Annotated in this window: 14 protein-coding genes and 1 tRNA gene; 9 read left to right on the top strand and 6 right to left on the bottom strand. The window is 40.4% G+C overall.

All coding sequences use genetic code 11. The annotated features are described in order from the left end of the window. On the top strand, positions 1–303 hold a 303-nt coding region (locus G413_RS0107505; RefSeq protein ID WP_022790297.1), incomplete at its 5' end, for a transposase. A 42-nt stretch (positions 304–345) separates the two neighbouring features. On the opposite strand, the gene G413_RS0107500 is transcribed toward G413_RS0107505, so the two are convergent. Beyond that, the gene (locus G413_RS0107500) at positions 346–672 is read right to left on the bottom strand and encodes a LytR/AlgR family response regulator transcription factor (RefSeq protein WP_081637647.1); all 327 of its coding nucleotides are present in this window, start codon (positions 670–672) and stop codon (positions 346–348) included. Positions 673–825: 153 nt separating this feature from the next. After that, positions 826–901 (bottom strand) — tRNA-Gln (locus G413_RS0107495). Positions 902–999: 98 nt separating this feature from the next. On the opposite strand from G413_RS0107495, the gene gltX reads away from it, so the two are divergent. Continuing rightward, a complete protein-coding gene (gltX, locus tag G413_RS0107490; protein ID WP_022790295.1) occupies positions 1,000–2,457 on the top strand; it encodes a glutamate--tRNA ligase in 1,458 nt (485 codons plus the stop codon). Between the two features lie 28 nt (positions 2,458–2,485). Beyond that, positions 2,486–3,274, top strand: coding sequence for a mechanosensitive ion channel family protein (locus G413_RS0107485; RefSeq protein ID WP_022790294.1), 789 nt, complete (start codon positions 2,486–2,488; stop codon positions 3,272–3,274). Here G413_RS0107485 and G413_RS0107480 read toward each other — a convergent pair. Then, positions 3,249–4,082, bottom strand: a complete 834-nt coding sequence (locus tag G413_RS0107480) for a Cof-type HAD-IIB family hydrolase (RefSeq protein WP_022790293.1) — start codon at positions 4,080–4,082, stop codon at positions 3,249–3,251. The two genes, G413_RS0107485 and G413_RS0107480, sit on opposite strands and share 26 nt — an antisense overlap. A 50-nt stretch (positions 4,083–4,132) precedes the next feature. On the opposite strand from G413_RS0107480, the gene G413_RS0107475 reads away from it, so the two are divergent. The 6 genes from G413_RS0107475 to proC are packed head-to-tail and all read left to right on the top strand — an operon-like array spanning position 4,133 to position 9,557. Then, a complete protein-coding gene (locus tag G413_RS0107475) occupies positions 4,133–4,768 on the top strand; it encodes a hypothetical protein (RefSeq protein ID WP_022790292.1) in 636 nt (211 codons plus the stop codon). After that, the gene (locus G413_RS0107470; RefSeq protein WP_022790291.1) at positions 4,765–5,460 is read left to right on the top strand and encodes a hypothetical protein; all 696 of its coding nucleotides are present in this window, start codon (positions 4,765–4,767) and stop codon (positions 5,458–5,460) included. Before G413_RS0107475 ends, G413_RS0107470 begins: the two co-directional genes overlap by 4 nt. 2 nt (positions 5,461–5,462) lie before the next feature. Continuing rightward, positions 5,463–7,241, top strand: a complete 1,779-nt coding sequence (locus tag G413_RS0107465; RefSeq protein WP_022790290.1) for an aminopeptidase P family protein — start codon at positions 5,463–5,465, stop codon at positions 7,239–7,241. Continuing rightward, the gene (locus G413_RS0107460) at positions 7,238–7,729 is read left to right on the top strand and encodes a CpXC domain-containing protein (protein ID WP_022790289.1); all 492 of its coding nucleotides are present in this window, start codon (positions 7,238–7,240) and stop codon (positions 7,727–7,729) included. The genes G413_RS0107465 and G413_RS0107460 overlap by 4 nt, the downstream gene beginning before the upstream one ends. Before the next feature lie 29 nt (positions 7,730–7,758). Beyond that, positions 7,759–8,778 (top strand): UDP-glucose 4-epimerase GalE, encoded by a 1,020-nt coding sequence (galE, locus tag G413_RS0107455; RefSeq protein WP_022790288.1) that lies wholly within the window; start codon positions 7,759–7,761, stop codon positions 8,776–8,778. A 2-nt stretch (positions 8,779–8,780) separates the two neighbouring features. After that, positions 8,781–9,557: a pyrroline-5-carboxylate reductase gene (gene proC / locus G413_RS0107450; protein ID WP_022790287.1), complete on the top strand. Its 777-nt coding sequence runs from the start codon at positions 8,781–8,783 to the stop codon at positions 9,555–9,557. 36 nt (positions 9,558–9,593) lie between these two features. On the opposite strand, the gene G413_RS0107445 is transcribed toward proC, so the two are convergent. The 3 genes from G413_RS0107445 to G413_RS0107435 are packed head-to-tail and all read right to left on the bottom strand — an operon-like array spanning position 9,594 to position 13,038. Beyond that, positions 9,594–10,586, bottom strand: a complete 993-nt coding sequence (locus tag G413_RS0107445; protein ID WP_022790286.1) for an aspartate-semialdehyde dehydrogenase — start codon at positions 10,584–10,586, stop codon at positions 9,594–9,596. Next, positions 10,579–11,904, bottom strand: coding sequence for an aspartate kinase (locus G413_RS0107440; RefSeq protein WP_022790285.1), 1,326 nt, complete (start codon positions 11,902–11,904; stop codon positions 10,579–10,581). The genes G413_RS0107445 and G413_RS0107440 overlap by 8 nt, the downstream gene beginning before the upstream one ends. 15 nt (positions 11,905–11,919) lie before the next feature. Then, positions 11,920–13,038, bottom strand: a complete 1,119-nt coding sequence (locus G413_RS0107435) for a homoserine dehydrogenase (RefSeq protein WP_022790284.1) — start codon at positions 13,036–13,038, stop codon at positions 11,920–11,922. Positions 13,039–13,104 lie beyond the last annotated feature (66 nt).

The raw sequence follows: 13,104 nt of genomic DNA, 5'->3' as shown, positions 1-13,104 counted from the left end.
AAATTCATCGATAAGTGGAAACACAAATATCCATCAATGGTGAAAAGTCTCAGCAACAATGACTATCTGTTTACATTCTATGATTACCCAGAAAGTGTTAGGCATACGATTTATTCAACAAATCTGATTGAAGGAAACAATAAACAATTAAAACGAAGTTTCAAAAAGAAAGAACAATTTCCAACGGAAAAATCTGAAGAGAAATACCTTGTGATTCAATTCAATCGTTACAACGAGAAAAACATGAATCACGTACATAGAGGTTTTGGACAAACAACTAGAGAAGATTGGTTCAAGAGCTAATCTGCTTTACCAAGGATATACTTTTACACATAATTCTTGACGCTACCCTTGTGATAAGGGCTTAAGCAGGTAACAGTCTGCTTTTACGCTGTAACCATCAATTAAGTATTTTTTATATTTCGATGTCAGTATGATATGACAAGATTTATGTTTTCTCTTTGCGATTCTGCCCATATGAATACCATTTTCGTTTCCTAATTCAATATCTAAGAATAAGATGTCATAATTATAAATGGTTTCTAGTAGCTTTTCAGAAGCATGACAAACATCAACTTGATAGGGAATAGAATATTTTGAGAAAAACGTGTCGATGCAGTTTTTTAAAGATTGGATATCTAGTTCATTATCTTCATAAATCATTATTTTCATATTGGATCACTATAAAAATTCTACAGTCTGAGAGATAAAAAGTAAATAACAGGATTCTTATAAATATGCTATAGTGAATATTTTTTGTAATGATAAACTATAGATTGGATTAAATAAAAAAACGCCACCTTTTCAAGTGACGTTTGCTTTCTATGGCTGGGGTACATGGATTCGAACCATGGAAATGCCAGATTCAGAGTCTGGTGCCTTACCGCTTGGCTATACCCCAATGCGCCTTTATATCTTATAATTTTTTTCTAGATTTGGCAACTGTTTATTGAAGAAATTTTTAAAGTGGTTTAAGATTATCGGGAGAGGACGGTATTTATGGCTAAAATTAGAACACGATTTGCACCCAGTCCAACGGGTTATATGCATATAGGAAATTTACGTACAGCACTGTTTGAGTATTTGATCGCAAAACATGAAGATGGAGATTTCATTTTGCGTATTGAAGATACCGATCAAAATCGTCAGGTAGAAGGTGCGGTTGATATCGTTTATAAGACAATGAAAGACTGCGGATTAAACTGGGATGAAGGACCGGATATCGGTGGAGAACATGGGCCTTATGTTCAAAGTGAGCGTTTAGGCATGTATAAAGGATATGCCGAGGAATTGATTCGTTTAGGAGGAGCCCATTATTGCTTCTGCTCGGAAGAAGAGCTGCAAAGACAAAGAGAAGAGCAGGGAGATTCCTTTAAATTTGATGATCCTTGTAAACATTTGACTCCGGAAGAGGTACAGGCTAAACTCGATGCTGGTGTTCCTTATGTCATTCGCCAGACAATTGGAGAGATCAAAGAAACGACTTTTGATGATGAAGTCTATGGACATATTGAAGTGGATGTGGATACATTAGATGAGCAGGTCTTGATCAAATCGGATGGATTCCCTACCTACAATTTCGCCAACATCATCGATGATCATCAAATGGAAATCACACATGTGGTTCGCGGAAACGAGTATTTATCCAGTACACCAAAATATAATTTGATCTATGATGCGTATGGATGGAAACGTCCGATCTATGTGCATGTTCCACCGGTTATGAAAGATGAACATCATAAGTTATCAAAACGAAACGGGGATGCTTCTTTCCAGGATTTAGTCGCAAAAGGTTACTTGCCGGAAGCCATCATTAACTATATTGCTCTATTAGGATGGTCACCGCAGACCGAGCAGGAAATCTATACCATGGACGAATTGATTCAAGTCTTTGATATTCACCGTATTTCGAAACGTCCGGCTATTTTTGACATTGATAAGCTGACATGGATGAATGGCGAATATTTGAAACACATGGATTTTGATCGTTATTATGAACTGGTATTACCTTATTTAAAGAATGCCATTCATTCGGATATCGATTTAAAAGAGATCGCAAAATTAGTACAATCTCGTGCCAATACGTTAAATGAAATTGAAGAAATGATCGATTTCTTTGATGCACTGCCGGATTATGATGTGGAGATGTTCAAGCATAAGCGTCAGAAATCAAAGAAAGAAACTGCAGTGATTGCCTTAAAGGAAGCGTACGAATCTTTATCTTCCTGTGACTGGTCCAGTGAAGAGAAAATCCATGATCTACTAATGGCCTTGCCGGAAAAACTGGAGATGAAAAACGGACAGGTACTTTGGCCGGTACGTACAGCTTTGACCGGAAAACAATCGACACCGGGTGGTGCTATTGAAGTGGCGTATATTTTAGGTAAGGATGAAAGTCTTCGTCGTATTCAAACAGGTATCGAAAAATTAGAAAAGGATTTAGAATCGGCCGCATAGACCGGTTCTTTTTCAAAGGAGAACATGTATGTTTGAAAAGCTGGATGATTTTTTAATTCGGGTTGCCATTGCCGCTTTGATCATTTTATTGGGAATGGTCATTGCCAAGCTGATCAAAAAATTTATTATTAAGCTATCCAAGAATGTGACAGATCATGGCTCTTTAACATTTATTGGATCGTGTGCTTCGATTTCTATTAAGATCATTTTTATTGCGATTGCCCTGGCGGTCTTAGGCTTGGATATGTCCGTGATCGTCGGTTCTTTAAGTGCCGTTTCCCTAGGCATTTCTTTAGCGTTGCGAGATACCATGAATGATGTTGCCGGGGGCATACAGATTCTTTTCACAAAGCCCTTTGTGATTGGTGATTATGTACAGATCGAATCACAGGAAGGTGTTGTCAGTCGTATCGAAATCTTGTTTACGGTCTTACAGACCTTCGATCATCAGGAGATCATCGTTCCTAATTCTACGGCTGTCAGTGAAATTTTGATCAACTATTCGAAAGAAAAATATCGACGAATTCATATCTCGTTTCCGGTTGCTTTGGAAACGGATGTCGATGCCTGTATCCAACTGGGAGATCAGGTATTGGAAAGTGAAGCAGAATGGGTACAAAACGATATGCAGAAGGAAGTGGTGATTGATAAAATCGGTGATCATTCCATGACGATTGGCATTTATGCGTTTGTGCCTTTTGAAAAATATTGGGAATGCTTATGTCGTATGAATACGGTCTTGCAGAAAAAAAGAAAAGAAGCAGGGATCTTGCCTGCTTCCACATCAATCGTTATTCAATCAAGCCCAGAACAATAAAAGCGTTATAAATGCCGTTATTATCCAGGGAGGTCGTTACACGATCTGCCTTTTTTTGTACTTCTATAGGGGCATTGCCCATGGCTACACTAATTTTGGCGACTTCAAACATACATAGATCATTAAAACCATCTCCAATGGCAATCGCATCCTCAGCGCTTCTATCAAAATAGTTGAGGATACTTTGCATACCGGTTGCTTTGGTAATGGTCTTTTCGGAGATTTCACCGCTTTCTTTGCCAAATGGGGCAAAGGTAGCAGGTACTAAATCAAATTGTCTGTGCAGTGCATCATAGATTTCCTGATAGGAAATGTCCGATTCTAAAAAAGAAATCTTATTTACAGGATACTCTAAGATCGCATCGGTTACTTTCAGATTGTGCTGGACCTGTACTAAACCATGTTTGGCAAAGAGTTCCGGACTTAAATGTTTACATTGTTTTTGGATCATTTGATCTAAATGATCGTATGTTTTTTGATTACCAACCAGACCTTCTGTGGTTTCAAAGATCGCATCGATATCGTTTTTACACATATACTCTAAAAGTATCTGCAACTGTTCTTTGGAAAAGGTTCGTTCTTCTAAAAGCTGATGGTTGACTTCGACATGGGCCCCACTTCCGGTGATCATACCGTCATAGTCCAGCTTTAACATATCGCCATAGACCTCTACTTTTTGTCTTCCCGTACAAAGGACGATCTTGTGTCCGTTCTTCTGAGCAAGCTGACAAGCCTGTAAAGCGCTTTGGGGAATAAAACCTTCATGATGCAGTAAAGTGCCATCGGCATCCAAAAAGATAATCTTCATAGAACTCTCCTTTTATAGACTTCTTAACGGATTTATTCTACAATATCTGCATGAACAGTTTCAATTATTTTCGACCTCTGTTATCAAAAGTACAGGGTGTCCCATCTAAGAATCAACGATTATTGATCTGGGCCGGCTTTCAGGTTCGACAGGCCGGACTTACCTATAAACAACAGATAGAATGTATGGAAAAGGCAAGTCATCAGCTTCAGGATGACCAACAGGCACAAGATGGATTTAAAAGCGATTTTAAAGCGTATTTAAATTCGATCAAGCCTGATAAAATCACTTGTTTTCTAAGAGAGGTTTCTGACTTTCCCTTGTTTTTGTTTATATATACAACGTTGATCAATGTTGTGTATAATCAAGTTCTCATTCCTGTTTCACAACAGGAGCCTATTATGCAAACGGTTTTGATCGGATGGTCTCTATGCCTGCAGACCATAGTTGTTTATTTGATCTATAAAGGACTTCTGACGTATATGGCTACCGATCCCAAACGTTCAACACTGGGTTTTTGGCTTATTTTGATGGTTTGTTTTGGGTTGTATTTAGGATCAATTTATATTTCGAATCACGTAGAAGGAACATGGTTTTCCTGCCCATTGTGGCTTTGGGTATTGTTGACGATGGCATGGGCTGTTTTTTCAGTCATTTGGATGCGTAAGAAAGAGGAATCAATATGATGGATGTTGCACTATATAGTTTTTTAGCGATTTTATTATCGATCTGTATCAGCTTTTTACCTAAAAAAGCACTCAAGCCGATCACTTCTGTTTTTTCATTTGGTAAAAATGGATTACGCAAGATGCGTCGTCGCCGTGATACGACCGATACCATTGCCAACGTATGCTTAGGAATCGCTCTGCTTTTTTCTTTGTTTCACTGGCTGATTCCGGCAAGTTTTATCATCTATGGCATTTTATTATTGGTATCGTTTTTGTGTGTTCTGGCATGGACAAACAAGATTTCGGCCAAAATGGACAGAGTGCATCGCATGCTGGTGTTATTTGATGTGTCCATGATGTTTTTCTTTGGTTTGTTTAGTGCTTTAGGCTGTTTTAATGGTTTTGTGACTTTTGACAGTGCGTCTGTCTTGCGGCAGGATATCGCCGGTGGTAAGGTGTTTGAAGTGTTGTACTTTTTACACAGTTTTGCCCCTATGATGGTTTTGTTGCAGGGGATATTATATATGCTGCCGATGTATTGTATGTGGGCGCAGTTTAAATACATGCGACTGGAAAACACATACAAATCCAGAAATATCGGCTTGTTTACGATAAAGATCTTGTTTATCTGCCTGGTGATGGTCGCCTTAAGCTATGGCGGCATCGAAGTATTGAACTGGGCTTATTATATTGATCATGTGGAGGTATAAAAATGATTCAAGAACGTTTACAGAATTTGCGTGCGAAGATGCAGGAAAACGGAGTGCAGGCTTATATCATTCCAACCAGTGATTTTCATGAAACAGAATATGTCAGTGACTATTTTGCCTGTCGTAAGTACATGTCCGGTTTTACCGGCAGTGCCGGTACATTGGTGGTTTTAGCCGATCAAGCTGGTTTGTGGACGGATGGCCGTTATTTTATTCAGGCCCAGGCCCAGCTGCGGGATACAGGCATTACCTTGATGAAGATGGGACAACCGGAAACACCAAGCATCGAAGATTATATTTGTCAAAATCTTTCAAAAGGCTCTAAAGTGGGCTTTGATGGTCGTGTTATCAATTATATGGATTATAAACGATATCATGCGATCTTTAACAGCCATCAGATTGATATTGTCGCCAATTTGGATCTGGTCAATGAAATCTGGCAGGATCGCCCGGCTTTACCGGCGACAAAAACCTTCCATTATGCCTTACGCTATGCCGGTGTCTCGATGGAAGATAAACTTGCCCAGGTTCGTCAGGCCATGACCAGAGAAGGGTGTGCTTCCTTTATTATCACAAAAATTGATGAGATCGCCTGGCTCTTTAATATTCGAGCTCATGACATTCCGCATTTTCCGGTAGCCTTAGCTTATGCCACCATTGAAAAAGATAAGGCAACATTATATATTGACGCTTCTCGCTTAGATGATGAAAGTAAAGCTTTGTTTGAACAAAATCAAATCAGCGTAAAACCGTATGATTCGATTTATGAGGATGTTTGTTCTCTCCAAGGGCCGGTTTTAGTCGATCCACATTTTGTCAACAGTCGTTTGGCCTTGTCGGTACAAGAAAAGCTGGTTGAGGCGGTCGATCCGATCGTATTGATGAAGGCGCAAAAAAATGCCACAGAGATCGAAAATACAAAATGGGCGCATATCAAAGATGGCGTAGCCTGTACAAAATTTATGTACTGGTTAAAAAAGAACGTGAAATCACAGGAAATCACGGAATGCAGTGCACAGGATCAGCTGCAGCAGTATCGCAAAGAACAGGAAAATTATCTGGAAGACAGCTTCAATACCATTTGTGCCTATAAAGAACATGCGGCTATGATGCATTACAGTTCCACACCGGAAACGGATGTCACCTTAAAACCGGAAGGTATGCTTTTGGTTGACAGCGGCGGTCAATACCTGGAAGGAACAACCGATATTACGCGTACTTTTGTCTTGGGAGAGATCAGTGAGGAAGAAAAACACTGGTTTACGCTGGCCATGCGTTCCCATATTCGTCTGGCCAAAGCGCATTTCTTATATGGATGCCGTGGTTTAAATTTAGATATTTTAGCGCGTGGACCTCTATGGGATGAAGATATGGACTACCAATGTGGAACCGGTCATGGTGTGGGGCATCTTTCTAACGTACATGAAGCGCCGAATGGCTTTCGCTGGCGAATCGTACCGGAAAGAAATGATTCCTGTGTGTTAGAAGAAGGCATGATACAAAGCGATGAACCGGGTGTTTATAAAGAAGGAGAATTTGGTATCCGTCATGAAAACGAGCTTCTTGTCGTGAAGGGAACTAAGAATTTCTATGGACAGTTCATGCATTTTGAACCATTGACGTTTGTTCCGTTTGATTTAGATGGCATCGATCGATCCAAGATGACACAAGATGAGATCGAATGGTTAAATGCCTATCATGCACAAGTGTATGACACGCTGTATCCTTATTTAAACGATGAAGAAAAAGACTGGCTCAAAAATGCCACTCGTGCTCTATGAAGGAAAGAATGATTGAAATGACATGTCCGCATTGTGGGCATGTTTTTCACATCAAGCGAGATACGCTGGGCATTGCCAAAATAAGTGAGAACATCGAAAAAAGACTGCAGGATGGAACGTATTTCTATCATCAGTGTAATCATTGTCACCACTTGTTTTATATGATCTATCCTTTTTTATTTCGCGATCCGCAAAGAAAATTTATCTTGATCTTAAGTGATAAAAAAGAAATCGACAATCTTCCTGACGATGAACTGGTTGTGCGCTGTAAATATCCAGAGCAGCTTGTGTTTTGTTACAGAGTGCTGCATCAGCAGTTAAATTTAAAGAAAATGGTGCATTTCAAACGTCAGTGGGAAAAGAAGTGGACAAACAAAGCGCAGTTTGATCGCTATGATCCTCTTCATCATTGTCTTTGGATCAAGGTAAAAGAGGAATATAAAGCGATGATCCTTACAAAAGAGGAAGAAAAAGAATTGCGTTCATAGTATAATAAAGCAAAAAGGAGAGTAAAAATATGCAGATACTTGTTACCGGGGGAGCCGGCTATATTGGAAGTCATACGTGCGTAGAGTTGTTAAATGCCGGGTATGATGTCATCGTAGTGGATAATCTATATAATTCGAATCAGAAAGCCATTGATCGAATTGAACAGATTACACAAAAGAAAGTGAAATTTTATAAGGAAGATATTTTATCCAAAGAAGCGCTCAAGAAGATTTTTTCCGAGAATCAAATTGATGCGGTCATTCATTTTGCCGGTTTGAAAGCGGTGGGTGAATCCGTACAAAAACCGGTCGAATATTATACCGTAAATATCGCAGGAACTTTGAATTTGATTGATGTGATGCGTACTTATGGATGTAAGAATATCATCTTTTCATCGAGTGCGACCGTATATGGAGAACCGGCACAGATTCCGATTACCGAAGCATGTCCAAAGGGAACTTGTACCAATCCATACGGATGGACAAAATGGATGTTGGAGCAGATTTTGACCGATGTGCATACTTCCGATCCGGAGTGGAATGTGATCTTATTGCGTTATTTCAATCCAATCGGTGCCCATGAAAGTGGATTGATCGGAGAAGATCCAAAAGGCATTCCAAATAACCTTTTACCGTATGTTGCCCAGGTAGCTATCGGAAAATTGAAATGTGTCGGTGTGTTTGGAAACGACTATGATACACCGGATGGCACGGGAGTACGTGACTATATTCACGTTGTCGATTTAGCCAAAGGGCATGTCAAGGCGTTGGATAAGATTAAAGAAAAAGCCGGATGTAAGGTCTATAATCTGGGGACCGGAAAAGGGTACAGCGTATTGGATGTGATCCATGCGTTCTCTAAAGCCTGTGGGCATGATATCCCTTATGAAATCAAACCGCGCCGTGCTGGTGATATCGCCACTTGTTATTCTAAATGTGACCTGGCCAGAGAAGAACTGGGTTGGCAGGCTGAATATGATCTGGATGCGATGTGTGCTTCCAGCTGGAAATGGCAAACGATGAATCCAAACGGATATAACGAGGAATAGGTATGAATATCGGATTTATCGGGTTTGGAAATATGGCACAGGCCATTGTCAATGGAATGGTCAACAAGGCAAACATCGATCCATCTTTAATTCATGTTTGCTCCGCTCATTTTGATTCCTGCCAAAAGAATGCCGAAAAATATGGGGTTTGTGCCCATGCTTCAAGTTTGGAAGTTGTTGAAAATGCTGAATTGATCGTACTGGCCGTTAAGCCGTATCAGATCGAAGAAGTCGTTGAACCGATTCGTAAGGCATTGGTTTCTAAAATTGTTGTATCGATCGCAGCCGGTTGCTTTTATGATTTTTATGAAGAAATCTTAGAGCCACAGACACAACACATCTCGGCCATTCCCAATACACCTATTGCGGTTGGAAAAGGAATTCTTGTCACAGAACAAAAACATTCTTTACAGCCGAAATCCCTGGAAAGCTTTGTTCAGCTTTTTTCAACAATTGCGCAGATTGAATGGGTGGAAGCTAAGCAGTTATCCATTGCGACCACGATTGCCGGTTGTGCGCCGGCTTATACAGCCATGTATTTGGAGGCTTTGGCCGATGCCGGAGTCAAACATGGTTTAAAGCGTCAACAGGCCTATGATTTAGCTGCTTTGATGATGGCCGGTACCAGTTTATTGTATCTGGAAAAGAAACAGCATCCGGGTATCATGAAGGATGCGGTTTGTTCACCATCGGGAACGACCATCAAAGGTGTTGCCAGTCTGGAAAAAAATGCGTTTCGAGGTATTATCATCGAAGCTATTGATGAAGTGGAAAAGTAAACGAAAACACACGCCATAATCGACGTGTGTTTCTTTTTATTTCAAGAGTTCTTCAAGAATCTGTACGGCATTGGTGGCGGCCCCTTTACGAATCTGGTCACCACAACAGAATAGAATCATCGAATGTTTGGAAGGATCGGATAGATCTTCACGGATTCGCCCAACATAGACTAAATCTTGATCGGATGTATCTAATGGCATCGGATAGATCTTGTTTTGTGGATCATCGACAAGCTTAACGCCTGGTGCATGGGCAAGCAGCTCACGCGCTTTTTGTACATCGACTTCTTTTTCACATTCAATCGTGATACTTTCAGAATGAGAACGCATGATAGGAACACGAACACAAGTACAGTTTACAAGAATATCCGGGTCATGAAGAATTTTGCAGCTCTCATTTTGAAGCTTCCACTCTTCCTTGGAAATACCATTTTCATCAAAATCACCAATCTGAGGAATCAAATTGTAGGCAATCGGATACGGGAATGCCTGAGAAGGAATACTTGGATCTTTGACCTGATTTTCTAAATCCTGAATTCCTTTGACACCGGCACCGGACACTGCCTGATAGGTAGATACGATCATACGTTTGATCTTAAACTCCTGATGCAGCACATGGAGGGCCACTAAGGCAATGATCGTAGCACAGTTTGGATTGGCGATAATGCCCTGATTCTTTTGAATATCCTCCGGGTTGATTTCCGGGATGACCAATGGCACATTAGGATCCAAACGATAGGCGCTGGAGTTATCGACAACGATCGTACCGGCCTTTTGTGCCCATGGCATCCAAGTCTTAGTGATGTCATTTTCTGTAGCCCCTAATGCATAATCTACATTTTCAAAGCTATTTTCTGTTAACTCTTCAACAGTAATATCCTGATCCATGAAGGTAAAAACTTTACCTTTGGATCTAGCCGATGCCAACAGCTTTAGATTACAGTCAATTTTTCTTTCTTCCAGACATTGTAACATCTGCTGGCCAACAGCGCCGGTAGCCCCTACAATGGCAATGGTTTCCTTAGACATTTTGATCCTCCTTTGTGACAAACGCGTCATAGATCGATCGAATGGTTGCCTTAAAGTCTTTGCACAATACAGCAACCGTAATATTGATTTCATCACTACTTTGCGCAATCATCCGAATATTGATTTTCTGATCTCCGAGCGATTTAAATAATTTACCGGCAACACCCGGTGAATCGGACATACTCTTACCAACGGTGGAGATCAAAGCCAGATTTTCTTCGGTATGAATTTCATCAGGCTTCAGTTCCGTTTTGATTCGTGCCAGGATTTCATATAAACTATCCTGTACATCGCTTTTATTCACGACAACGCTAAACGAATCGATACCACTTGGAATATGTTCCACGCTGACATTGTACATCTCCAAAATGCTGAGGACTTTACGAATATAACCGACTTCACTGGACATGTGTTTCTTATAAATATAGATAGAGACAAAGCCCTCTTTTCCGGCAATTCCGGTAATCGCATATGGATTTTTGATGTTGGTTCTTTCCTGAATGATCGTTCCCGGATCTTCCGGATGGTTGGTATTTAAAATATGAATCGGAATGTTCGCTTCCTTGACAGGGAAAATGGCTTCTTCGTGTAAGACACTGGCTCCCATATAAGAAAGTTCACGCAATTCCGAATACGTAATATGTGTGATTTGTTTTGGATGATCGACAATTTTTGGATCAGCCATCAAAAATCCACTGACATCGGTCCAGTTTTCATACATATCCGCATTCAGACACTTTGCCAAGATCGATCCGGTGATATCGCCACCACCTCGTGAAAAGACTTGAATCTGGTTGTTGGCGCTGGAGCCATAGAAACCAGGGAAAACAAAATGCTCATATTGCGCACATTTTGCCTGCAGCTTGGCCGCTGTTGCCTGCATATCGATCGTCTTATCCAGATTAAAGCGGATGATATCTTTGGCATCGACAAAATCATATCCCAGATATTCCGCCATTAGCTTGGCACAAAAATACTCACCACGAGATACGATCTGTGCTTGTGTATAAGTATTTAGATTGGTATAAAATGTATCCAATTCTTTTTCAATCGGTTGTTTTAATCCCAGTTCCGTCTTGATATCGACAAAACGCTGACGAATCAAACGATAGACATTGCTGGCATCGACATGATATTGCCGGTGCGCATCTAAAAGATACAATAAATCTGTAATTTTATTGTCAGAAGAGTTTCTTTTACCCGGTGCACTGACAACGACATATTTTCGGGACGGGTCTGCCTGTACGATGGCTTTGACCTTTTTAAACTGTGTCGCATTGGCCACACTGCTTCCACCAAATTTTGTGATTTTTAACATGTTCCTCTATCCTCTTTACACCCATAAGGCAATCATAGCATCCGCATCAAATGCCTGAATGGTATCGATGATCGTTGCATCTTTTTGTTCAAACCAGTAATACGATTCATTTTCACTGATACTTTGTTCTTTATCGGCCTTCAAGCCTTTTTTAGCACGTACGATCCAGTCGGCCTTCAAGATCGATTCATTGACTTTCTTTTCATGATTTAGACAAATCTTACGTTCTCTGTTTTCCAATGTATCGATGGCATTAGCCAACATAGCCTGTGCGGTGGCAAGCTGTCCGGCGCCCTGACCAAAATAGCCTAAGTAATCAAAGCTGTCCGCATAGATCAATTGGGCATTATAGTTATCTGGTACATTGGCCAGATAATGTCCTTTATCCAAAAAGGCCGGGGCAATGATACTGGCAAATTCACCATCTTTTTGTTTAGATAACGAAATATGACGAATGACTTTGTCATTTGCTTTAGCCATTTTGATATCTTCGGTATTCAGTTTCGTGATGCCAATTGGTTTACGAATCGCATCGTTTTTTGTGTTATACGCCAACATATTGGTGATGTTTGTCTTATAGAAGACATCAATACCTTCAATGTCGTTGGTTGGATCGGCTTCGGCATACCCCATGGATTGTGCCTGCTTTAAGGCCACGCTTAGCTCCATGCCATTTTTTTGCATCTGATCTAATATATAATTGGAAGTACCGTTAAAGATTCCCTGATAACCGCGAATCTCTTCTAACTTCTGCAGCTTTAAAATCGCATCTAAAAAAGGAATACCGCCGGCAACACTGGCTTCGATTTGAATAGAACCACCGGTTCTCTCGGCAATTTCCACATAACGCTCCAAATTTGGAGAGACGGTTGCCTTGTTGGAGGTGATGACATGTTTACCATGTTCCAAAGCTAATGTGATCAACGTGTTTGCGGGTTCTGTACCACTCAAGCACTCAAAAACGATATCGACATCATCGGCTGTAACCATACCTTTTCCATCATTGGAGAAATAAGGAAGGTTTTCAAATTCCGGTAAAACAAAGACTTGTTTTAAATGGATGCCTTCTACGTTCTTACAAAGTATTTCCACACCTTTTCCTACGGTGCCATATCCTAATAAAACTGCGTTCATGACTTCCTCCTTGTTTAATTAAAGAAAACACTTGTTTTTAGAATGTGAACATTGTATCATATGGTA

Source organism: Faecalicoccus pleomorphus DSM 20574 (genome assembly GCF_000420345.1).
GTDB lineage: Bacteria > Bacillota_I > Bacilli_A > Erysipelotrichales > Erysipelotrichaceae > Faecalicoccus > Faecalicoccus pleomorphus.
This window is presented reverse-complemented; position numbering and strand designations above follow the sequence as displayed.